Source organism: Pantoea cypripedii, from assembly GCF_011395035.1.
Taxonomy (GTDB): Bacteria; Pseudomonadota; Gammaproteobacteria; order Enterobacterales; family Enterobacteriaceae; genus Pantoea; species Pantoea cypripedii_A.
The window spans coordinates 72574-95725 of the sequence record NZ_CP024768.1; the positions used below are offsets into that span (position 1 = coordinate 72574).

Annotated in this window: 16 protein-coding genes and 1 tRNA gene; all 17 read left to right on the forward strand. The window is 54.7% G+C overall.

The genetic code is table 11. The features are described from left to right. The first annotated feature begins 51 nt into the window (after positions 1 to 51). The 17 genes from CUN67_RS00365 (at position 52) to CUN67_RS00450 (ending at position 22978) form a co-directional block, all read left to right on the forward strand. Entirely contained in the window at positions 52 to 924 is an 873-nt protein-coding gene (locus CUN67_RS00365; RefSeq protein ID WP_254711369.1) for a DUF3289 family protein, read from the forward strand. Further along, positions 924 to 1370, forward strand: a complete 447-nt coding sequence (locus CUN67_RS00370; RefSeq protein ID WP_208713534.1) for a DUF943 family protein — start codon at positions 924 to 926, stop codon at positions 1368 to 1370. The genes CUN67_RS00365 and CUN67_RS00370 overlap by 1 nt, the downstream gene beginning before the upstream one ends. A gap of 632 nt (positions 1371 to 2002) precedes the next feature. Next, positions 2003 to 2428 (forward strand): DUF943 family protein, encoded by a 426-nt coding sequence (locus tag CUN67_RS00380; protein WP_208713535.1) that lies wholly within the window; start codon positions 2003 to 2005, stop codon positions 2426 to 2428. A 290-nt stretch (positions 2429 to 2718) separates the two neighbouring features. After that, complete coding sequence (eptB, locus tag CUN67_RS00385) at positions 2719 to 4413, forward strand: kdo(2)-lipid A phosphoethanolamine 7''-transferase (protein ID WP_208713536.1); 1695 nt, start codon at positions 2719 to 2721, stop codon at positions 4411 to 4413. Positions 4414 to 4538: 125 nt separating this feature from the next. After that, positions 4539 to 4615 (forward strand) — tRNA-Pro (locus CUN67_RS00390). Positions 4616 to 5320: 705 nt separating this feature from the next. After that, the gene (gene dppA, locus CUN67_RS00395; protein ID WP_208713537.1) at positions 5321 to 6931 is read left to right on the forward strand and encodes a dipeptide ABC transporter periplasmic-binding protein DppA; all 1611 of its coding nucleotides are present in this window, start codon (positions 5321 to 5323) and stop codon (positions 6929 to 6931) included. Between the two features lie 201 nt (positions 6932 to 7132). After that, complete coding sequence (dppB, locus tag CUN67_RS00400) at positions 7133 to 8152, forward strand: dipeptide ABC transporter permease DppB (protein WP_021183745.1); 1020 nt, start codon at positions 7133 to 7135, stop codon at positions 8150 to 8152. 9 nt (positions 8153 to 8161) lie between these two features. Beyond that, on the forward strand, positions 8162 to 9064 hold the full coding sequence (gene dppC / locus CUN67_RS00405; protein WP_208713538.1) for a dipeptide ABC transporter permease DppC: 903 nt from the start codon (positions 8162 to 8164) through the stop codon (positions 9062 to 9064). 12 nt (positions 9065 to 9076) lie between these two features. Continuing rightward, on the forward strand, positions 9077 to 10063 hold the full coding sequence (gene dppD / locus CUN67_RS00410) for a dipeptide ABC transporter ATP-binding protein (protein WP_084871672.1): 987 nt from the start codon (positions 9077 to 9079) through the stop codon (positions 10061 to 10063). Then, positions 10053 to 11063: a dipeptide ABC transporter ATP-binding subunit DppF gene (gene dppF / locus CUN67_RS00415; RefSeq protein WP_208713539.1), complete on the forward strand. Its 1011-nt coding sequence runs from the start codon at positions 10053 to 10055 to the stop codon at positions 11061 to 11063. The genes dppD and dppF overlap by 11 nt, the downstream gene beginning before the upstream one ends. A gap of 474 nt (positions 11064 to 11537) precedes the next feature. Continuing rightward, positions 11538 to 12263, forward strand: coding sequence for a cellulose biosynthesis protein BcsO (gene bcsO / locus CUN67_RS00420; protein ID WP_208713540.1), 726 nt, complete (start codon positions 11538 to 11540; stop codon positions 12261 to 12263). Beyond that, positions 12254 to 13054 carry a cellulose biosynthesis protein BcsQ gene (gene bcsQ, locus CUN67_RS00425; RefSeq protein ID WP_208713541.1) on the forward strand — a complete coding sequence of 267 codons (801 nt, stop codon included), beginning with the start codon at positions 12254 to 12256 and terminating at the stop codon, positions 13052 to 13054. The genes bcsO and bcsQ overlap by 10 nt, the downstream gene beginning before the upstream one ends. A gap of 54 nt (positions 13055 to 13108) precedes the next feature. Next, positions 13109 to 15214 carry a UDP-forming cellulose synthase catalytic subunit gene (gene bcsA / locus CUN67_RS00430; RefSeq protein ID WP_208713542.1) on the forward strand — a complete coding sequence of 702 codons (2106 nt, stop codon included), beginning with the start codon at positions 13109 to 13111 and terminating at the stop codon, positions 15212 to 15214. Continuing rightward, positions 15211 to 17703: a cellulose biosynthesis cyclic di-GMP-binding regulatory protein BcsB gene (gene bcsB / locus CUN67_RS00435; RefSeq protein WP_208713543.1), complete on the forward strand. Its 2493-nt coding sequence runs from the start codon at positions 15211 to 15213 to the stop codon at positions 17701 to 17703. Before bcsA ends, bcsB begins: the two co-directional genes overlap by 4 nt. Before the next feature lie 11 nt (positions 17704 to 17714). Continuing rightward, positions 17715 to 21518: a cellulose biosynthesis protein BcsC gene (locus tag CUN67_RS00440; RefSeq protein WP_208713544.1), complete on the forward strand. Its 3804-nt coding sequence runs from the start codon at positions 17715 to 17717 to the stop codon at positions 21516 to 21518. Next, entirely contained in the window at positions 21518 to 21964 is a 447-nt protein-coding gene (gene bcsD, locus CUN67_RS00445) for a cellulose biosynthesis protein BcsD (protein WP_208713545.1), read from the forward strand. The genes CUN67_RS00440 and bcsD overlap by 1 nt, the downstream gene beginning before the upstream one ends. A gap of 9 nt (positions 21965 to 21973) precedes the next feature. Beyond that, positions 21974 to 22978 carry a glycosyl hydrolase family 8 gene (locus CUN67_RS00450; protein WP_208713546.1) on the forward strand — a complete coding sequence of 335 codons (1005 nt, stop codon included), beginning with the start codon at positions 21974 to 21976 and terminating at the stop codon, positions 22976 to 22978. Positions 22979 to 23152: the final 174 nt, after the last annotated feature.

The window sequence follows — 23152 nt, forward strand, 5'->3', positions numbered from 1 at the left end:
GGGGTTTGATCAATTTTTTCTGTCGGGGAACACGATTTAATAGCCAGCATCATGGACAGCCGGTTACAGGGAGTAACTCCGCATGGCAATGGCAACCTTTCCGCAAACGATTTATACCACCCAACGTTTTTTAATGACTATGGCACGGATGATATGCGCTATGGTGATATTGATGAAAAACGGTTAAAGCATGAATTTGGGCTTACTCATATATCCAGCCAGGTCGATCCTTTTACCCTGACACGGCTGACGACGTTTCATAATCCTCAATCACGTTTCCATGGCGCTTATGGTGGCAAACGTGGAGCAGCGGTGAGTGTGCAAGAATGTGCCCGTTTATTGTTTGAGGAGATGCAGGTGACGTCGCTACCCTATGCCTGCGTGGGGCCGTATAAACACCTAATCAATAAAATGCTCAGGCATTTTCAGCAATCGACCGGAGGGCCCTTCCGGGATATGCAATTGGATATGGCGTACCGGGAGAAGATTTTGAGAGATAATAATAGCGAAAGTGCAAAAATCAGGATACCGAAGGTCATCAATAAATATATTGACTATCAAAAAGGTGGTTACCCTGCTGAAAGAGTTAATGAAATTCACGAAGACCTGAACAGGAGCAGACTGCCAAAATTTGATTCATTGATACTGGATAAAATCAATGGAATGGGGATCACCATTCATGATGTTCATGCGACGCGTATTGATCTTTTGAACCTGGAAGTAAGTAACACCAAATGGCGAGCAAGGATAAGGTTTACCGGGCAAGATCATTTTGGGCTTGATGTTGATGATATACGAAAGAAGAAATTTCATCAGTTCCAATTTTTTCGCATTTGGTTCATTCTACAGCGCTATCATCGATTCGGGTTTCGGCCTTTCCTGACCAACCTGGAAGCTACTATTGATATTGAAGGTGGAAACTGATGAAGCGTTTTTTTCAATTAATGATAGTGCTTGCCTTCATAGCCTGTGGTGCCTACGTTTACCTTAATAATCGAGAAGTTAAGGTTATTGATGTGCATCATGGAAAATATGCAGCGGATATTCTGGTCAACCATCTGCCATTGTCACAATCGAGTCGTATCAACTGGTGGTTAAAAAATGAGGCAGTCATTTTTTCAAATTACAACATTTCACCTGGCAATGAAGATGGGCCACAACTTATTACTATTTTCGCATTTGGTGACGGATATAAAGAGTTAGGCAAAGAAGACCGGCTATGCTTCGACGATATCACACCGCCTAATAATTGTATTGATAAGGATATTTTAATGTTAGTAGATCGCACACGTAGTGGTGATTTGGAATTTAGCTTTGCATCTTCTGTTTATGTACGTACCAACGATGGAAGAATCACCAAAGTGAAATAAGAATTTTATTTCATTAATCGTCTTCAGTGAGTGCACATTCCGTAGCGGCGCGATTTATCGCGCGGGTTTTACTTCACGCACCAAAAACATTGCGCAATAAATTGCGCCGCTACGGGTTCGTGCAAAAAATGTTCTACTGCTGGCTTCGCATCATCCGGTTCTCTCCATTCAGATTCGTCCTAATCCCGAATGGTTTTGGCATTCAGGTGGCATGGAATATCACTAATTTTTGCCTCTTTTTAGTTATTCAATTAATAAAAAATCCTTGCGGGGTCTTTTTTATTTGGGGTGATTTCATTTCCTGGGGTTTGATCAATTTTTTCTGTCGGGCAACACGATTTAATAGCCAGCATCATGGACAGCCGGTTACAGGAGTAACTCCACATGGCAATGGCAACCTTTCCGCAAACGATTTATACCACCCAACGTTTTTTTAATGACTATGGCACGGATGATATGCGCTATGTGCCCGTTTATTGTGTGAGGAAATGCAGGTGACTTCGCTACCCTATGCCTGCGTGGGACCGTATAAACACCTGATCAAAAAAATGCTCAGAGATTTCCAGCAAGTTCGGATTTCGGCCTTTCCTGACTAATCTGGAAGCCACTATTGAGCTTGAAGGGCATTGCTGATGAAAAAACGATATATTTTATTCTCTTTTATCATCCTCGTAGCAGGTTTGTACTTCTATCTTGAGTACAGAGAAGTCAATGTCATTGACACTCACCGGTCAGGAGATTCTTTAGCTATTATCGTAGATCATCTTCCATTATCAGAATCAGGAAAGATTGATTGGTGGTTAGAAAATAAGAACGGAATATTAGCTCAGTATGCTGATAATCCACTCTATATAACTTTTTTTGCTTTTGGCGATGGTTACCAGGAATTAGGTAAGAAAGACCGCTTGTGCTTCAATGACATCAACCCACCTAAAAATTGCATTGATAAAAATATCCTTATGTCGGTTCTTCGCATGCATAATGGCGATTTAAGGTTTGGCATTGACTATTCTGCCTATGTACGCACCAAAGATGGACGAATCACCAAAGTGAAATAAGAATTTTATTTCATTAATCGTCTTCAGTGAGTGCACATTCCGTAGCGGCGCGATTTATCGCGCGGGTTTTGATTCACACGCCAAAAACATTGCGCAATAAATTGCGCCGCTACGGGTTTGTGCAAAAAATGTTCTACTGCTGGCTTGGCATCATCCGGTTCTCTCCGTTCAGATTCGTCCCGATCCTGCTCGTTTCATCACGTTTTTAGCAAACTGTGCGAACTCTACTGTCTTTACATAGTCACATTTAGGGTTATAGCTCCGACACCAGGCCGGGAATAAGTAAATTCATGAATTATATTAAAACCTTAACGCAGCAGAAGCTGTCATTGCTGCTCGCGCTGTATATCGGCATCTTGTTGAATTTGCCGATTTTTTATCGACGTTTTGACAGTTATCTGACGAAATTCACACTGACCGAATGGGCCTCTGCTATGGCAGAAGTGGTGGCGGCAGTGCTGCTGACCTTCTTCCTGATGCGGTTGTTGTCGCTGGGCGGCAAATGGGTTTATCGCGTGCTCGCCAGCCTGCTGGTGGTGATTTCCGTCGCCTCTGCGTATTACATGGCTTTTTTTAACGTGGTGATCGGCTACGGCATCGTCGCTTCGGTGATGACCACCGATGTTGATTTGTCGAAAGAAGTGATTGGCCTGCATTTTGTGCTGTGGATGGTGCTGGTGAGTGCCTTACCGCTGCTGATGATCTGGCGTAATAACCTCAGCCAGACGCTGATTAACCAGTTGAAAACGCCGGGCCAGCGTCTCAAACCCACGGTGATTTTGCTGCTGAGCGTGGCGCTGGTGTGGCTGCCGATTCGCTATTTCGACAAGCTGCAAAAAGCCAACGAAGAGATCACCAACATCGATCTGCCCAGCTATGGCGGCGTGGTGGCGCATTCTTATCTGCCTTCAAACTGGATTGCCGCGCTCGGGCTGTTTGCCTGGACCAAAGTGGATGAGCAACTGGATAGCCAGGAACTGCTCGACCCGGCAAAGAAGTTTACCTACGTGGCTCCCCCCGGTATTGATGACACCTACGTGGTGTTTGTGATTGGTGAGACGACGCGCTGGGATCATATGGGCATGCTGGGTTATGCACGCGATACCACGCCGAAGTTATCGAAAGAGAAAAACCTGGTGGCATTCCGTGGCGAGTCCTGCGATACCGCGACTAAGTTATCACTGCGCTGCATGTTCGTGCGTGAAGGCGGCACTATGGATAATCCGGGGCGCACCCTGAAAGAACAGAATATTTTCGCGGTGATGAAAGAGCTGGGTTTCACGTCGGAGCTGTTCGCCATGCAGAGCGAAGTATGGTTCTACGATAACGCCGATGTGAATAACTTCTCGTTCCGTGAGCAGATTGGTTCTGAGAAGCGTAACCAGGGCAAGCCGGTGGACGATATGCTGCTGGTGCCGGAGTTACAATCATCGCTGGAGCGCTTCCCGAAAGGCAAGCATCTGGTGGTACTGCATACCAAAGGTTCGCACTATCTTTATTCGCAGCGTTATCCGCGCAATTTTGCCCGCTATCAACCCGAGTGTATGGGTGTCGATGAAACCTGTAGCAAAGCACAACTGATCAATGCTTACGACAACTCGATTCTTTATGTCGATACCATGCTGGATAGCGTGTTAGACCAGCTGCGTGACAAGAAGGCGATTGTGTTCTATGCCGCCGATCATGGTGAGTCGATTAGCGAAAATATGCATTTGCACGGTACACCGCGTGAAATGGCTCCGCCGGAGCAGTTCCGCGTCCCGATGATGGTCTGGGCCTCGGATAAGTATCTGGCTGACCCGACCAACCGCAGCAATTTCGAGCGTTTGCAGGCGCAACAGCGCGTCGGCAAAACACATCGTCATGTTGAGTTGTTTGACACCATTCTCGGCTGCCTCGGCTATAGCTCGCCGGACGGCGGGATTAAAGCGGCGAATAACTGGTGCCAGGCACCTGCGGCAGCCACAGAGGCCAAAACGCTGTAATTTTTGCCTGGAACTTATTGAGCAGCAGAGGATTTTTCCCTGCTGCCTGCTTTCCAGGCGATCGTGTTGATTTGCACAAAAAGGGATTGACGCTCCAGAAGTGGCGCAGTAAGATGCGCCCCCATCGGTGAGTGGCGCAGCCTGGTAGCGCACTTCGTTCGGGACGAAGGGGTCGGAGGTTCGAATCCTCTCTCACCGACCAGATTTAAGAAACCTGCTTGTAAAAGCGGGTTTTTTTTCGTCCGTAATCGTAGCGGCGCGATTTATCGCGCGGTTTTATTCGATGCGACGCATGATTTAAATATCAAAACGTCACAATTCACCCTTTACACCCTCCATTTACAAAATAGTCGTCATTATTCCTGCTCATGGCTATCAATCCCTTGCTGCTGCTTAGCTGCTCGCTTAATTCGCGACACATTCTTCTTATGACCGCTTTTTGCTTTTTGCTGATTTCTTATGCCAATAGTCCAGCATATTTCGCTGCCTGAACGTCATAACGCACGGGGAATCGTTCATATATTCAACATTTACTGGCAATATTTGTATGTTTTTTAGCGGTGATAATCACTGTCATTTGGCTATATAACCAGATAATCACTCGGTGTAGATGGCTTTATCACCTTTTTAAATATTGGCTTACCGGTTGAAGGGGTTTTTTTATCGTTGCTTGCGGTTACTCACACTCTCTGTAAATAACCCCACCTTGTATTGACGTTCTTTGCAACTGTTGACAAATTGATGCGTCAATAGATGCAGAGTCCGACGCTTCTGGCAGATTCCACGGTGCCAGGGCAACAACAACAACGGCTCGCATTTTGGTCACTAACGTGACTTGCCTGAACCGCATAAAAAAATCAGAGGTCAGGCGCAACGCACACAACATCACATCACAATGGAGCAAAACATGATCAACTCCCTGGCTAAATCCAGGATGCTGAAGGTCGGTCTGAGCCTGATTGCTATGACCGTTGCCGCGGGTGTCCAGGCGAAAACCCTCGTTTACTGTTCAGAAGGTTCGCCGGAAGGCTTCAACCCTCAGCTGTTCACCTCTGGTACGACCTACGATGCCAGCTCCGTACCGATCTACAACCGTCTGGTTGAATTCAAAATCGGCACCACAGAAGTGGAACCGGGCCTGGCCGAAAAGTGGGATGTGAGCGCTGACGGCAAAACCTATACCTTCCATCTGCGCAAAGGCGTGAAGTGGCAAACCACCAAAGACTTCAAACCGACGCGTAACTTCAACGCTGATGACGTGATTTTCTCCTTCGAGCGTCAGCTCGATAAAAACAACAAGTACCACGGCGTCTCTGGCGGCAGCTACGAGTACTTCGAAGGCATGGACATGCCGAACTTGATCAGCAAAATCGAGAAAGTGGACGACAACACCGTTCGCTTCGTGCTGACACGTCCGGAATCCCCGTTCCTGGCTGACCTCGGTATGGACTTCGCCTCCATCCTGTCCAAAGAGTACGCTGACAACATGCTGAAAGCCGGTACGCCGGAAAAAGTGGACCTCAACCCAGTGGGTACCGGTCCGTTCCAGCTGCTGCAATACCAGAAAGACTCACGCATCCTCTACAAAGCTAACCCGGATTATTGGGGCACCAAGCCGAAGATCGATCGCTTAGTCTTCTCTATCACGCCAGATGCTTCCGTGCGCTACGCCAAGTTGCAGAAAGGCGAATGCCAGGTGATGCCGTACCCGAACCCGGCTGATATCGCCAGCATGAAGAAAGACAAAAACATCAATCTGATGGAGCAACCGGGTCTGAACGTGGGTTACCTGTCGTTCAACACCGAGAAAAAACCGCTGGATAACGTGAAAGTGCGTCAGGCACTGACCATGGCGGTGAACAAGCAAGCCATTATTGATGCGGTGTACCAGGGTGCAGGTCAGGCAGCGAAAAACCTGATTCCGCCGACCATGTGGGGCTACAACGATGCGGTTAAAGATTATCCGTATGATCCGGCTAAAGCGAAAGAACTGCTGAAAGAAGCAGGCCTGCCGGATGGCTTCAGTATCGACCTGTGGGCGATGCCGGTTCAGCGTCCTTACAACCCGAACGCCCGTCGTATGGCGGAAATGGTTCAGGCTGACTGGGCGAAAATTGGCGTGAAAGCTAAGATCGTGACCTACGAGTGGGGCGAGTACCTGAAACGCGCCAAAGCGGGTGAGCATCAGACGGTGATGATGGGCTGGACCGGTGACAACGGGGATCCGGACAACTTCTTCGCCACTCTGTTCAGCTGTGCGGCGGCGAAAGACGGTTCTAACTACTCTCGCTGGTGCTACAAGCCGTTTGAAGATCAGATTCAGCCGGCACGCGCTGAAGCCGATCACAACAAACGTATTGAATACTACAAACAGGCACAGGTGATCATGCATGACCAGGCTCCGGCGCTGATCATTGCTCACTCGACTGTGTATGAGCCAGTCAGCAAGAAAGTGACCGGCTATGTGGTTGACCCGTTAGGTAAACATCACTTCGAAAACGTCGATATCCAGGAATAACCTTTCGGATTATGGCGGTCAGGGCCGACGCCGTCGGCCCTCGGGCGGTATCTTTACCGCCCGCACTCCGCATTTTTTTTCCGGCTAAATTTCTTATATTGAAGCGCTTCTGGCGTCGCGTTCGGCTATGTGCCGGATGCATGTTTTGAGCAATGTAGTCCCCGGCGGCAACGCTGTGGGAAATGACTGAGAGTCCGGCTTATGCTGCAGTTCATACTCCGACGTCTGGGACTTGTCATCCCGACATTTATCGGTATTACCCTGTTGACCTTCGCATTTGTCCATCTGATCCCCGGTGACCCGGTGCTGATCATGGCGGGCGAACGTGGTATCTCGCCAGAACGCCATGCGCAGTTGATGGCGATGTTTGGTCTTGACCAACCCCTGTGGAAACAATATCTCACCTACATCAACGGCGTATTGCACGGCGATTTAGGTATCTCATTGAAAAGCCGCATTCCGGTGTGGGACGAATTTGTGCCGCGCTTTAAAGCCACGCTGGAGCTGGGCATCTGCGCGATGATTTTCGCCATTGCCGTCGGTATCCCGGTGGGCGTGCTGGCTGCGGTTAAACGCGGTTCGGTGTTTGATCATACCGCCGTGGGCATCTCACTCACCGGCTATTCGATGCCGATTTTCTGGTGGGGCATCATGCTGATCATGCTGGTGTCGGTGCAGCTCAACCTGACACCGGTTTCCGGGCGTGTCAGCGACACCATTTTCCTCGACGATAGCCATCCGCTCACCGGTTTTATGCTGATTGATACCCTGATCTGGGGTGAACCGGGTGATTTCAAAGATGCGGTGATGCACATGATTCTGCCCGCCATCGTGCTGGGCACCATCCCGCTGGCAGTGATTGTGCGTATGACGCGCTCCTCGATGCTGGAAGTGCTGGGCGAAGACTATATCCGTACCGCCCGCGCCAAAGGGCTGACGCGTATGCGCGTGATTGTGGTGCACGCGCTGCGTAACGCCATGCTGCCAGTGGTGACGGTTATCGGTTTGCAGGTCGGTACTTTGCTGGCGGGTGCCATTCTGACAGAAACCATCTTCTCCTGGCCGGGCCTTGGGCGCTGGCTGATTGAAGCGCTGCAACGCCGCGATTATCCGGTGGTGCAGGGCGGCGTGCTGCTGGTGGCGATTCTGATCATCCTGGTCAACCTGCTGGTTGATCTGTTGTACGGCGTGGTGAATCCACGTATCCGTCATAAGAAATAAGGGGGCATCATGTCTGCTGTTGATCCCGCAAGCGTAAGCGCTGCACCCAAGCCGATGACCCCAATTCAGGAATTCTGGCACTACTTCAAACGTAATAAAGGCGCGGTGATTGGCCTGGTCTACATCGTCCTGATGTTGCTCATCGCCATCTTCGCCGAATTTCTGGCTCCGCATGCGCCAGCCGAACAGTTCCGTGATGCGCTGCTGCACCCGCCAGTCTGGCAGGACGGTGGCAGCTGGAAATTTATCCTCGGCACCGATGACGTTGGCCGCGATATTCTGTCGCGCCTGATGTTTGGTGCGCGCCTGTCACTGCTGGTGGGCTGCCTGGTGGTGGTGCTGTCGCTGATCCTCGGCGTGGTTTTCGGTCTGATGGCCGGTTACCTCGGCGGGGTGGTTGACGCCATCATCATGCGCCTGGTCGATATCATGCTGGCGCTGCCGAGCCTGTTGCTGGCGCTGGTGCTGGTGGCGATTTTTGGCCCATCGATTGTTAACGCCGGGCTGGCGCTGACGTTCGTGGCGCTGCCGCACTATATCCGTCTGACGCGCGCGGCGGTGCTGGTGGAAGTGAACCGCGATTACGTCACCGCTTCCAGCGTGGCGGGTGCCGGTACGCTGCGCCAGATGTTCGTCAATATTCTGCCTAACTGCCTGGCACCGCTGATCGTGCAGGCATCTTTAGGTTTCTCCAACGCCATTCTCGATATGGCGGCGTTGGGCTTTCTCGGTATGGGGGCGCAACCGCCGACGCCGGAGTGGGGCACCATGCTCTCCGACGTGTTGCAGTACGCGCAAAGTGCCTGGTGGGTCGTGACTTTCCCTGGGGTGGTCATCCTGCTGACGGTTCTGGCATTCAACCTCATGGGCGATGGTTTGCGTGATGCACTCGACCCGAAACTCAAGCAGTAAAGAGGCACCGAGATGGCGTTATTAAATGTAGAAAAACTGTCGGTGCATTTTGGCGACGAAAAAACCCCGTTCCGTGCGGTTGACCGCATCAGTTATCAGGTTGAACAGGGCCAGGTGGTCGGGATTGTCGGCGAGTCCGGTTCCGGCAAGTCCGTCAGTTCACTGGCGATTATGGGCCTGATCGATTATCCCGGTCGGGTGATGGCAGAAAAGCTGGAGTTTAATCAGCGCGATCTGCAACGCATCTCCGAAAAGGAGCGTCGTCAGCTGGTGGGGGCGGAAGTGGCGATGATCTTCCAGGACCCGATGACCAGCCTCAACCCGTGTTACACCGTGGGCTTCCAGATTATGGAAGCGCTGAAAGTGCATCAGGGCGGCAGCCGTAGCACCCGCCGTCAGCGGGCGATTGACCTGCTGGAGCAGGTGGGGATTCCCGATCCGGCATCACGTCTGGATGTGTATCCGCATCAGCTGTCCGGTGGTATGAGCCAGCGTGTGATGATCGCCATGGCGATTGCCTGCAAACCGAAACTGCTGATCGCTGATGAGCCGACCACCGCGCTCGATGTGACCATCCAGGCGCAGATCATTGAACTGCTGCTGGAGTTGCAGAAGCAGGAAAACATGGCGCTGATCCTCATCACCCATGATTTGGCATTGGTGGCCGAAGCAGCCCAGCACATCATCGTGATGTATGCCGGCCAGGTGGTGGAAAGCGGCAAAGCGGTGGATATCTTCAAAGCACCGCGTCATCCCTACACCCAGGCGTTACTGCGCGCGCTGCCGGAATTCGCGGCGGATAAAGCACGTCTGGCGTCGCTGCCGGGTGTGGTGCCGGGCAAATATGACCGCCCGACTGGCTGCCTGCTGAATCCGCGCTGCCCCTATGTCACTGACCGTTGCCGTCGTGAAGAACCTGAGTTACGCGATATTCCGGGCCGTCAGTCCAAATGTCACTTCCCACTGGATGATGCCGGGAGACCGACTTATGAGTCATGAAAATACACCGCAGGATTACCTGTTGCAGGCGATTGACCTGAAAAAACACTACCCGGTGAAGAAAGGTTTGTTCGGCCAGGAACGCCTGGTGAAAGCGCTGGATGGCGTGTCGTTCAATCTGGAACGCGGTAAAACGCTGGCGGTGGTCGGGGAGTCGGGCTGTGGTAAATCCACTCTTGGCCGTCTGCTGACCATGATTGAAACCCCGACGGAAGGGCAGCTGTACTGGCACGGCCAGGATTTGCTGAAGCACGATCCGCAGGCGCAGAAACTGCGTCGCCAGAAAATCCAGATTGTGTTCCAGAACCCGTATGGCTCACTCAATCCACGCAAAAAAATCAGCCAGATCCTGGAAGAGCCGCTGGTGATCAACACCACCTTGACCAAAGCGGAACGTCGCGAGAAAACGCTGGAGATGATGGCGAAGGTTGGCCTGAAAACCGAACATTATGATCGTTACCCGCATATGTTCTCTGGTGGCCAGCGTCAGCGTATCGCCATTGCGCGTGGTCTGATGCTCGACCCGGATGTGCTGATTGCCGATGAACCGGTTTCAGCGCTTGATGTGTCGGTGCGTGCGCAGGTGCTGAATCTGATGATGGACCTGCAGCAGGACCTCGGCCTTTCCTATGTGTTCATTTCTCACGATTTGTCGGTGGTGGAACATATCGCCGATGAAGTCATGGTGATGTACCTGGGCCGCTGTGTGGAAAAAGGCAGCAAAGAGGCGATCTTCAGCAACCCGCGTCATCCGTATACCCAGGCGCTGTTGTCGGCCACGCCGCGTCTCAACCCGGATGAGCGTCGTGAACGTATTAAACTGACCGGCGAGCTGCCCAGCCCGTTAAACCCACCGCCGGGCTGTGCTTTCAATGCGCGCTGCCGCCGTCGTTTCGGCACCTGCGTGCAATTGCAGCCGAAACTGAAAACCTATGGCGAACAGCAGATTGCCTGCTTCGCTGTCGATCAGGATGAAAACCAGCCAATCACAGGCGCATAAAAATATTATGGTGATTGTTTAAGGCCCCGAATGGGGCCTTTTTCTTTTGTTCGTCTATACTTCAGAAAAATTAACGCCCGAAGCATTGATTATGGAAAAACAAAAAAATTCATTACGCCATTTCATCCGTCTTAGCCTGGTCTTAAAAATTCTTTTCAGTGTTAAGACCTATTCTGAATTTTGTCAGGATTATGTGAGGCGTATCACACTGATGAAAAGTCTGTAAATTGCAAAGGGTTGATGATTTTTCAGTGAGTTACGAAAATGTTATCGCCGTGATTATTTCAGTTAACCGATATTAATTAATTCCGGTCAATAAACAGATGAGGCGTTATTTCACTACCTTTTTTTCAATCAGAAAGATAAAACTCTTTTATTGAATTCGACGTTTTAATAATCAGAATTCTCTCACTGTGTTTAAAGGTATGTGATATATTCGCGAAAAATTCCCCCCTCCTTAACAGGCCCCTGGTCATGAAGAACTACGACGATTTGCAGCGTTTTAAGGAAAAAACGCAAACGCTGGATATCGCTTTTAAGGATATGTCCGGGCAAACGCAGGAAGCCGATCGAAGCCAGTGGGCGATTATTCGTCAGCTGGCTGCGGACGAAGATCAGGAAACCCTGGGTGGTGGCCAGCGTATTGATTTGCCGCAGCCGCAGCCGATTCGTGGCAACGAATTTAGCGCGCCGCAGGCCGAAACGCAGGTGACGCCTGTTGCCAGCAGCGTGCGGGGTTCGATTCTTGATAGCCTGGCGGCCGTCCCTGCAGCAGCATCGGCTGAGCCAGCGCCAGCGCCAGCGCAATCGCTGTTCCCGCCTGAAACCTCCCGACCTGCGCCATCGATCACGCCAGTGGCACCGAAAGCGACCCACGTTGAGCGTCAGGCGACCACATCGCTGTTTCCGCCTCCGCCGCCAAAACCGGCTGAAGCCCCGGCGGCCCCGGTTCAGGCTGTTGTGCCTGAACCTGTGGTGGCACCCGCCCCCCGGGTGGTGCCTGCTCCGGTTGCGCCAGCACCGGCTGCTGTTGCTCCGGTGCCCGCCTTTGTCGCACCGGTTGCGCCTGCGCCTCAGCCAGCGGCTGCGGCACCGTCACGCTTTGGCGCGTTATTTCGTTCGCGGCCAGCTGCGCCAACGAGCCTGTCGAAAGATACACCACTGAAACCGTTACTGGAGAAGATTGCGCTATGCCGTTAGTTTGTGTGTGCTCGCCTAAAGGGGGAGTAGGGAAAACCACAATGGCAGCCAACCTGGCCTGGAGTCTGGCCCGCGCAGGCAGCAAAGTTTTGGCAATCGATTTTGACGTACAAAATGCCCTACGCCTGCATTTTGGGGTGCCGCTGCATGATGGCCGCGGCTTTGTGGCACGCTCGGATGAGCAGGCCGACTGGAGTCAGTCGATTCTCACCACCGGCGGCAATATTTTTGTCATGCCCTACGGTGACGTCACCGAAGAACAGCGCGAGCGTTTTGAAGAAAGGCTGGCGAAAGATCCCCATTTCCTGCGACGCGGTCTGGATACGGTGCTGAATTATCCGGGACTGGTGATCATCGCCGATTTTCCGCCTGGGCCGGGTCCGGCATTAAAGGCGATGACGGCACTGGCCGATATGCATTTGGTGGTGATGCTGGCGGATACCGCTTCCGTCTCTTTGCTGCCGCAAATTGAAAATGACCGCATGATTGGTCAGCCACTGAATAATAAACGTGGACACTATTTTGTTCTCAACCAGAGCGATAACCGCCGCAATATAAGCCGTGAAGTCACTGCTTTTATGCAGCAGCGTCTGGGGGACAATTTACTGGGTGTGGTGCACCGTGATGAAAGCGTCGCGGAGGCCAATGCGTCTCAGCAATCTGTTTTTGATTTCAGCCCTGCATCTGCGGCAGCGTTTGATATTGAACTGGTGGCCGGACGCGTCTCCAATATCCTGAATATCACCGTCGGTAACGGCGAAGTTCAGGCACCCATTCGCAGTCATTATTAATAGTCTGGCCTTGCCAGACCGCAAATAAAAACAACACAGCTCCGCAGGTGAATCATGAGAAAACTCGGGTTTTACCTGCTGCTGCTGGTGCTTGCACCGGTCGCAGCGGTAATCATCATTACGCCGATGGATAGCCAGAAACAATATATCTTTGGCTTAATCAGCATCGGTATGATGTTTCTAATGGGCTTCAGCAAAAGCCGCAAAATAACGGTGGTGATGGTCATTCTCTCCGCGCTGATGTCGACCCGATATATCTGGTGGCGCACCACGGAGACTTTGCAATTTAATTCAGAGGTTGAAGCCATTCTGGGCATTGGCTTATATCTGGCCGAACTTTATGTGTGGCTGATCCTAATTCTGGGTTTCCTGCAAACCACCTGGCCATTAAAACGCACCATCGAACCGCTCCCCGATGACACCAGCCTGTGGCCGACGGTGGACGTTTATGTGCCTTCGTACAACGAAAGTCTCGATGTGGTTCGCGATACCGTGCTGGCGGCACAATGCATTGATTACCCGCGCGACAAATTGAAAATCTATTTACTGGATGATGGCAAGCGCAGTGAGTTTGCCATGTTTGCTGCGGATGTCGGTGTCGGGTATATCACCCGTGACGACAACCGCCACGCTAAAGCCGGTAACCTTAACCACGCGATGAAAATCACCAAAGGTGAGCTGATTTGTGTGTTTGACTGTGACCACGTTGCGACCCGCACCTTCCTGCAAGCCACGGTCGGCCCGTTCCTGAAAGATCCGAAACTGGCGCTGTTGCAGACGCCGCACTACTTCTACTCGCCGGACCCGTTCGAGCGTAACCTGCGCGCAGCGCGCAGCATCCCGAACGAAGGTTCGCTGTTCTACGGCCCGGTACAGCAGGGTAACGATAACTGGAACGCCACCTTCTTCTGTGGCTCCTGTGCGGTGATTCGCCGCAGCGCGCTGGAACAGATTGGCGGTTTTGCGGTAGAAACCGTGACCGAAGATGCGCACACCGCATTGAAAATGCAGCGCCTGGGCTGGGGGTCGGCGTTCCTGTCGATTCCGCTGGCGGCCGGTCTGGCGACCGAACGTCTTGGCCTGCACGTGATTCAGCGTACCCGCTGGGCGCGTGGTATGACGCAGATTTTCCGCGTCGATAATCCGCTGTTGGGGCGTGGTCTGAAATGGCAGCAACGTCTGTGCTACCTCAACGCCATGCTGCATTTCCAGTTCGGTCTGCCGCGCGTCGCGTTCCTGACCGCGCCACTGGCGTATCTGCTGTTTAACCTGAACATCATTCATTCGTCGGCATCGCTGATCTTTGCCTACGTATTGCCGCATCTGGTGATGTCGTTGTACGTCAACTCCCGCATGAATGGCCGTTTCCGCTACACCTTCTGGGGTGAAATTTACGAAACGGTGATGTGTTTCCACCTGGTGATCCCGACCATCCTGACCATGTTTTCGCCGAAACACGGCAAATTCAACGTAACGGATAAAGGCGGGGTACTGGATCAGGGCTTCTTCGATTTCCACATCGTGCGTCCCCATGTGATTGTGGCGGCGCTGTTGACGGTGGGCATCGTGGCCGGTGTGGTTCGCGCCACCATGCACAACTATTTCGGCGTGGATCCTTACGTTATCGCCCTGAACGTCGGCTGGGCAGTGTTCAGCCTGATTATCCTGATGGCGGCGATTGCTGTGGCGCGCGAAACCAAACAGGTGCGTAAAACCATCCGTATTGAAGTGCAGATCCCAGCGATTATTCATTACGCCAGCGGTATTTCGTCGCGCACCATGACCAGCGACCTGTCGATGGGCGGCGCGCAGCTTGATGCGCCAGATGGACGTCATGAGTTTGATGAAATCGAAGAGATTGATTTGCTGCTGAAATCAGGTGCCATCACCATTCCGGTGAGCAAAATTTCCGGTGATGAAGAAACCATTCGCCTGCGTTTCGAAGCCATGCCGCTGTCGCGTCGCCGCGAACTGGTGCGCGTGGTGCTGGCGCGCGCCGATGCGTGGATTCAGCCACAGTACAAGCAGGACAACCCGCTGCTGTCGATCGGCACCATTGTGCGTACCGTTTTTGAGCTGTTCTGGCTGACATGGAAAGATCGTCGCAACAAAGGCAAGCAGGACGCTCAGCCTGCCGTGAAAGAGGACAGCGCAGCATGAAGAATCTGACGCAAACGTTGCTGGCAAGTTCGCTGGCAACCGCGCTGCTGCTTGCGCCTGCCTGGGCGGAAACCCCGGCAACGGTGACGCAGGATAGTTCTGCATTAGGGCAGGTGCCGCCACCTCAGGGCCTGGATACCCATGCTGATGACCAGCTGAAAGCGGCGGCAGGTAGCACCCCCTACGCCCCGGCAGAAAATGCGCCAGCGGCGGAGAATGACGCGCCCGCAGCAGCCAGCGAGGCACCCGCACCGGATATCGTGTTACCGACGCCTGCGCCGGTACCTGCGCCCGTAGCGTTGCCAGTGGTGGCAGCGGCACCGCTGAATCAGCCGGTCAGCACCGTGATTTCCGTGGCGCAGATGGGGCAAAAGCAGGGCATCGTGTTGACCGGTGGCCAGCTGCAATCCGGTATCGTCTTCACCCTGCCGGGTGATGAGGTGATCACCAATGCGCGCCTTAACCTGTCGCTGCGCGTCTCTGCGGCGCTGGCATCGCGTAATACCTCGCTGCAACTGATGCTTAACGGCCAGCCGCTGGGTACCTTGCCGCTCGGTTCCAGTGACAGCGATGTCAGTGATTATCAGCTCGATATCCCGGCTGCGATGGTGGTTTCCAGCAACAACCTCAGCTTTAAGATTAACGACGCCGACAAATTGCTGTGCGAGAAAGACAGCGAGCGGCAGTATCAGGTGACGATTCTGCCGAAAACCACGCTGAGCATGGAAGGGCAGCAACTGAACATCGGCACCGCCCTGCGTAACTTCCCACGCCCGTTTCTCGATCCGCTGCGTATGACCCCCGCTACCGTCACCATGGGTTTTGCCAATGATGTAGCTCCGGATACCGTCAGCGCCGCCGCGCTGGTGGCTTCATGGCTGGGTATTCAGTCGGATTACCGTGGCATTCGTTTCCCGGTGGTACGCGGCGATCTGCCGGAGCACAACGGCATTCTGTTTGGTCATCCGGGCGATAAAATCGGCCCGCTGACGTTCCCGGCGGCCAACGGCCCGACCCTGCAAATGGTCGATAACCCGATCAACCCGGTGTACAAGCTGCTGCTGGTGAGTGGCGCGGATGATGCGCAGCTGCGTCAGGCGGCGAACCGCCTCACCACGCACCCGCTGACCACCGATGGCAGCAGCATGAACGTGCAGACGCAGCCGATTGGTTTGCGTAAGCCGTATGATGCGCCGCGCTGGATCAACACCAGCCGTCCGGTGCGTCTGAGCGAGCTGCTGCGTAAGGATCAGAGCCTGACCACCACCGGCATCTGGCACGACGCGCTGAGCGTCAACTTCCGCGCCGCGCCGGACCTGTTTATGTGGGACGGCGACACCATTCCGGTGAACCTGCACTATCGTTTCCCGTCGGAAAACTGGATCGACGAGAACAACTCGTTCCTCAACGTGATGCTGAACGGCACCTTCCTGCGCAACCTGACGGTGAACAAAGTCGGTCTGCTGGAAAGTGCATGGCACCGCCTGGGCGGCGATGCACGTCAGGAAAACTACACGCTGAAGCTCGATCCTTATCTGATTTACGGGGATAACCAGCTGGCGCTGTATTTCAACATCAAGCCGAAAGCGGATGCCCCTTGTGGCGTGTTGCTGAACAACAACATCAAGAGCCGCATTGAAGATGACTCATCAATCGACCTGAGCCATACGCGTCACTTCACCATGCTGCCGAACCTGTCGTACTTCGTCGGTGCGTCCTTCCCGTTCTCGCGTCTGGCCGACTTTGCCCAGACCACGCTGATGCTGCCGGAAAAACCGAGCGACGCGGAGATCTCCACCCTGCTGGATATGGCGGCTCGTGCCGGTAACGCCACCGGCGTACCGCTGGCGCAAAACCAGGTGTTGTTTGGTATGCCGAATGGCGGCACCAACCTGGCGCGGCTGGATCACAGCGACCTGCTGGCGGTAAGCACCACGCAAAACAGCGCCTTTAATCAGGCGATGCTGGCGGGGACACCTTATGAAACCAGCGGCAATACGCTGGGGGTGAAAGACCCGACCACCTGGGACAAGCTGCGCGGCTGGCTGACCGGTGACTGGTATCGCCAGCAGCTGGATGCCGATCGTTACTTCTCTTCGAATGAAGCCTGGCGCGGCTTTCTCAGCTATCGCTCGCCGTGGAACCCGGATCGCCTGGTGGTGATGACGGTGGCCACCAGCGATGACCAGCTGATGCGTCTGCATAACGACCTCAGCTCGGCACGGATTAACGCGGGTATTCGCGGCGATACCGCCATCATCACCGATGAAAACGGCATCCGCAGTTTCCGCGTCGGACCCCAGTTCCCGAGTGGTGAAATGCCCTGGTACATGATGGTGGTGTGGTATGCCAACCAACACTCGGTGCTGATGGCACTGGCTGCGCTGCTGGTATCGGCACTGGTGGGGGGAAGCGCCTGGGCGATGCTGAAACGTCACGCCTGGCGACGTCTCAATCCACAGGGTGATAGCAAGTCCGGCAAGAAGTAAGGATAAAAACAATGAAAAAACATCTGATTAGCGCCGGTATTCGCCACGCCCTGATTCTGGGCGGGGCACTGACTCTCTCTCAGCCGCTGCTGGCGGCCGAGAGCACCAATCCTGCGTTACAGGCGCTGTTTGATCAGGCGGCTTACTGGCATCAGAAAGCGCATGATGATTTGGCGCAGGCTTCGCTGCAGAAAGTGCTGATGGTGGAACCGAATAACACCCAGGCACTGTATCTGCTGGCACTTTACGCACAGCAAGGCGGTGATAACGTCTCTGCCTCACAATGGCGTGCGCGCCTGAGCCAGGTGTCACCGAACGATGCGCATCTGACCGAGCTGGACAATGCACGTCAGTTGCAAAGCATCCCACAATCGCAGCTGTCTCTGGCGCGTCAGCAGGCGCGCAGCGGCAATATCGCCGCGGCTTTGCAGACCTGGCGCAACACTTTCAGCGGCAACGAGCCGCCACCGAGCGTGGCAGCCGAATATTATCTGACCATGGCGGGTGACCGCACGCTGCTGCCGCAGGCGGTGGAAGCGCTGCGTCAGTTCGCTGCCGCCCATCCGCAGGATACCGGGGCCAAACTGGCGCTGGGCAAGGCGATGACGTATCAGGAATCCACCCGCCGCGAAGGGATTGATCTGCTGGCGAGCATGGCGGATGGCAACAAAGACGCCGACCGTTCACTGCGCCAGGCATTGCTGTGGCTGGGGCCGCAGGCATCAGATGCCTCACTGTATCAGACCTGGCAGCAACGTCACCCGCAGGACAATGCGGTGATGGATTACTACCGTAAAAATGTCGGGGGTGCCGAGAAAGGCGCAGGCTTTACCGCCCTCAACAGCGGTGATGTCAGCAGTGCACAGAACAACTTCGAAAAAGTGTTGCAGGCGAACCCGCAGGATGCTGATGCCCTGGCCGGTATGGGCTACGTGGCACAGCGGGCCGGACGTTATTCTGAGGCCGCCGATTACCTGACGCGCGCCGCACAGCTGGGTGGCGATCAGAGTGAAACGCGGCAGAAACAGGCCAACGATGCGCGTTTCTACGCGCAGCTGGCGACCGCACAGCAGGCGCTGAAAAATGGCGACAGCGCTCAGGCGCTGGCCCTGAGCGAACCGCTGACTCAGGCCGCAGGCGAGCAGGGCACCTCCGCCAAATTGTTCCGTGCGGATGTGCTGCGCCGTACCAATCAACTGCCACAGGCAGAGCAGACTTACCGTTCAATCCTGCAAAGCGAACCGGATAACCGTAACGCCAAAGAAGGGCTGTTCTACGTGCTGCGCCAGCAGAACCGCAGCGCCGAGGCCAACACCCTGCTGGCGTCACTGCCGGACAGCGTGCGTCAGAGCGTGGCACCGCGTGGCAGCAGCACCGACCCGATCCGTCAACAGGCGAAGCGGGAACTGGCGGCAGGCAACAATGCGGCGGCAATTGCCACCCTGCAACAAGGCATTGCGCGTTTCCCCAACGATGGCTGGCTGCGGCTCGATCTGGCGCGCATCTATCGTGGGCAGGGCGACAGCATGATGGCGGCAAATATTATGCAGCCAGCGATGCGTACCGGTGCCAGCACCAATGAACTTTATGCCGGTGCCCTGAATGCCAGCGAAAGCGGTGCCTGGCAGCAGGCGAGCCTGTTGCTGTCGCGTATTCCCAACAGCAGCAAAAGCAGCGATATGCGTGAGCTGGCGCAACGCGTCAACTTCAACCTGCAAATGAACACCGCCGATCAATATCTGGCGCAGGGGTCTAATGCCGCCGCCGCCAATACGCTGCGTGCGCTGGCCTCCACACCACCGGCCAACCCGGTGGATGCCGGTAACCTGGCGCAGAAACTGGCGAAAGCCGGGGATCTCACCACCGCGGTTTCGGTGGTGCGCAGCAATATGCAGCGTGGCGTGCAGGGCAACGCCGGTGATTATGCCGCCCAGGTGGCGGTGCTCAATCAGGCTGGCCTGACTGCCGAGGCGCAGAGCTTCCTCAGCAGCCCGGAATTGCAGGCGCGCAGTACGCCAACCCAGCTGGCCGGTATTCGTAACGGCTACGTCATCAACGAAGTGGATCGCCTGCGCGAGCAGAAACAGTACGCCGCCGCCTATGACAAGCTGGTGGGTGCACTGCAACATGATCCGCAGAACCGCGATCTGATGTTTGCGATGGCGCGTCTTTATCAGTCCGGCAAGATGAATAAAGAAGCGGGCGTGGTGTATGACTACCTGATGACGCAGGACACCCCGACTCAGGATGCGCGCGAAGGGGCCATCAACGTGGCGCTGGCGCAGAACGACGTGCAGCGTGCCAATACCCTGGCGCGTGGTCTACGTAATGAACAGTCGCCGGATCGCCTGCTGTTGCTGGCGCGTGTGGCGGAAGCCAACGGCGAACATAGCCAGGCGATGAGCTATCTGCGTAGCGCGCGCGGCCAGCTGATTGGCTTGCAGGGTGCGCAATCCGGCAGCGTGCCGACCGTGGGTGGTCTGGCGCTGGCCGACAACCCGTTTATCAACCGTAGCACTTCGCCGGTGGGGCGCACCCCGTCCAGCTATGGTGCGGTGATGCCGTGGCAATCCGCTCCGGATGCGACCAGCAGCGCCAGTGGCGTGACGCTGGCCAGCAATACCCCGGCGTTGCAGCAGAGCCGCACGCTGCGTCAGATCGACGACATGATGGACGATTTGCAGGAGAAAACCGGCACCTGGACGCAGGGTGCGGTGCAGGTACGTGGGCGTGATGGTGAGTCCGGTCTGAGTAAGCTGACCGAAGCCAAAGCACCGTTGACCTTCTCCACCGTGCCGTTTGGCGACTCACGTTTCGATTTCACCATGACGCCCATTTCCCTGTCGGCAGGCAGTGCTGCGGGCGATGCATGGCGTCGCTTTGGTACTAACTCGCTGATTCAGGGCGCGGTGGTGGCGGCGGGCGATGCCGAAGTCACGGATGTGCCGTCCTCCTCGACCAATTCGCAGAAGGGCAACGGCGTCGAGCTGAATATGGCGCTGCGCGGCGACAGCTATAAAATCGACCTCGGCAGTACGCCGCTCGGCCAGGATCTGAGCACCATGGTGGGTGGCGTGCAGTGGTCGCCGAAGCTGACTGATTTCCTGACGCTGATCCTGACCGGTGAACGTCGTGCGGTGACCGATAGCCTGCTTTCGTATGTGGGAGCAGAAGATACTGCCAGCGGTAAGAAATGGGGCCAGGTGACGAAGAACGGCGGCAACGCGTTGCTGAGCTACGATAACGGTGACGCCGGTTTCTATGTCGGTGGCGGTGCCTACAGCTATCTGGGTGAGAACGTCGCCAGCAACAACAGTGTGCAGGCCACGGCGGGTGCCTATGTGCGTCCGTTCCACTACGATGACCGCGAGCTGAAGGTAGGGATGAGCCTGTCGTGGATGGATTTCTCGAAAAACCTCAGCTACTTCAGCTATGGTCAGGGGGGGTACTTCAGCCCGCAGAATTACGCGTCGATCTCATTCCCTGTCGACTTCTCGCGTAAGTTTGATGACCTGAAAGTGAACATCGGTGGATCAATCGGTTATCAGTCCTACAGCCAGGACCGCAGCGCCTACTTCCCGAACGATCCGACATTGCAGGCTGAGCTGCAGGCGCTGGCGGATGCGGGCGACGTTAAAAGCGCTTACTACGATGGCGATAGCAAAAATGGCATTGGTTATAACCTGCACGCCGGTGCGGATTATAAGATCAATCGAGATCTGACTGTGGGTGGTCAGTTAGGTTATGACACCTTCGGCGATTACAACGAGACCACAGCGAATCTGTACTTCCGTTACATGTTCGGAGACAACTAATGAGTGAGCAATGGGCAGCGCGCGTCAGCCATCCGCATCAGCCGGGCTGGTTTGATCTGGTTAGCGTGATGATTGAAGGCATGCTGGATAATGCCGGAGAGGAAGCCGAAGGTTTCTTAAACCAGGTGGGCGAATCGCTGGCCGCGCGCTATCCTTTGCCGGAGGCGCGCACCGTGCAGGATTTGGAGCGCGAAATCAATTTGCAGCTGGCGCGTTTTAGCTGGGGCTTTGCCCAGTTACAACCGATGGAAAACGCCATTCTTATTCAGCACCACGCGTTACCGGCGGGTGACAGCCAGGTGGAGGCGGAACGCTGGCAGCTGGCCTTCAGTGCGGTGCTGGCGGGAGTCTATGCCCAATGGTTGCAGGGGCAGGGTGGCAGCGCATCGGTTCCGGTTACCCTGGAAAAACTGGATGGCGGCACGCTGCACTACCGTTATCAATAGGAAGCTGAGATGAGAGTTAAGCCGTTCTGGCGTCAATGGATGCTGTGTTTGATGGTGATATTTTTTAGCGCCCAGGCGGCCGCAGATGGCTGGAGTACCTTTAAAAGTCGCTTTATGAGCAGTGATGGCCGCATCATCGATACGGCCAATAATAATGTCAGCCATACTGAAGGCCAGGGCTACGGCATGTTACTGGCGGTGACCAATGACGATCGTGCCACCTTTGATAAGCTGTGGCAGTGGACGCAGCGGCATCTGCGTAATCCGCAAAACGATCTGTTTTACTGGCGTTATACGCCGGGTGCCACCGATCCGGTTGCTGACAAAAATAATGCTTCCGATGGCGATGTGTTGATTGCCTGGGCGTTACAGCGTGCGGCGCAAAAGTGGGGCGGCAATTATCAGCAGGCGTCGGACCGTATCCAGCGTGCGATTGTGAAGGATAACGTGATCACCTATGCCGGGCATACCGTGATGTTGCCGGGTGCGCAGGGTTTCAATAAAACCAGTTTTGTCGTGCTCAATCCCTCTTATTTCCTGTTTCCCGCCTGGCGTGAGTTCGCTGCGCACAGTCATCTGCGCGTCTGGAATCAGTTGATTGACGATGGCATGGATTTGCTGGGCGATATGCACTTCGGTAAAAGCGGTTTACCGCTCGACTGGGTAGCGCTGAATGCCGATGGTTCGGTGGCTCCGGCGGTGGGGTATTCCAATCGCTTTAGCTACGATGCGATCCGTATCCCGCTCAATATCTGGTGGTACGACCCGCAGAGCCTGCATCTGGTGCCGTTTCAGCGCGTCTGGCAGGGCTATGGTCGTTTAACTACGCCCGCGTGGTTTGATGTGCTGGCGAACACGCCTGCGCCTTATAACCTCGATGGTGGCCTGCTGGCGATTCGCGATTTAACCCTGAGCGAAACCGGGTATCTCAGCGATCAGCTGGCTGCGGATCAGAATTACTTTTCGGCCAGTTTGCAGTTGCTGACGTGGATGGCATATCAGGAGAAGCGCTGACGCGCATGGGATTTTTTTCGGATCGAGATAGTTTCGTTCGCTATAGGCACTGGCAGTTTCAGATCGCCAGTGCGGCGACCGAGCAAAGGGCGCCCTGGGCCGCGCCCTTTGCATTCCCTGGCCCTGCGCCGCCTCCTCGCCGCTTCGCGGTGCCTTCGCTTACTCACGCTTCCG

Coding starts and splice junctions, on each gene's coding strand:
- dppD (WP_084871672.1), top strand. CDS start 9,077: ATGGCGTTATTAAATGTAGAAAAACTGTCGGTGCATTTTGGCGACGAA.
- CUN67_RS00380 (WP_208713535.1), top strand. CDS start 2,003: ATGAAAAAACGATATATTTTATTCTCTTTTATCATCCTCGTAGCAGGT.
- dppC (WP_208713538.1), top strand. CDS start 8,162: ATGTCTGCTGTTGATCCCGCAAGCGTAAGCGCTGCACCCAAGCCGATG.
- CUN67_RS00450 (WP_208713546.1), top strand. CDS start 21,974: ATGAGAGTTAAGCCGTTCTGGCGTCAATGGATGCTGTGTTTGATGGTG.
- bcsQ (WP_208713541.1), top strand. CDS start 12,254: ATGCCGTTAGTTTGTGTGTGCTCGCCTAAAGGGGGAGTAGGGAAAACC.
- dppB (WP_021183745.1), top strand. CDS start 7,133: ATGCTGCAGTTCATACTCCGACGTCTGGGACTTGTCATCCCGACATTT.
- CUN67_RS00370 (WP_208713534.1), top strand. CDS start 924: ATGAAGCGTTTTTTTCAATTAATGATAGTGCTTGCCTTCATAGCCTGT.
- dppF (WP_208713539.1), top strand. CDS start 10,053: ATGAGTCATGAAAATACACCGCAGGATTACCTGTTGCAGGCGATTGAC.
- CUN67_RS00440 (WP_208713544.1), top strand. CDS start 17,715: ATGAAAAAACATCTGATTAGCGCCGGTATTCGCCACGCCCTGATTCTG.
- bcsA (WP_208713542.1), top strand. CDS start 13,109: ATGAGAAAACTCGGGTTTTACCTGCTGCTGCTGGTGCTTGCACCGGTC.
- bcsB (WP_208713543.1), top strand. CDS start 15,211: ATGAAGAATCTGACGCAAACGTTGCTGGCAAGTTCGCTGGCAACCGCG.
- CUN67_RS00365 (WP_254711369.1), top strand. CDS start 52: ATGGACAGCCGGTTACAGGGAGTAACTCCGCATGGCAATGGCAACCTT.
- dppA (WP_208713537.1), top strand. CDS start 5,321: ATGATCAACTCCCTGGCTAAATCCAGGATGCTGAAGGTCGGTCTGAGC.
- bcsD (WP_208713545.1), top strand. CDS start 21,518: ATGAGTGAGCAATGGGCAGCGCGCGTCAGCCATCCGCATCAGCCGGGC.
- eptB (WP_208713536.1), top strand. CDS start 2,719: ATGAATTATATTAAAACCTTAACGCAGCAGAAGCTGTCATTGCTGCTC.
- bcsO (WP_208713540.1), top strand. CDS start 11,538: ATGAAGAACTACGACGATTTGCAGCGTTTTAAGGAAAAAACGCAAACG.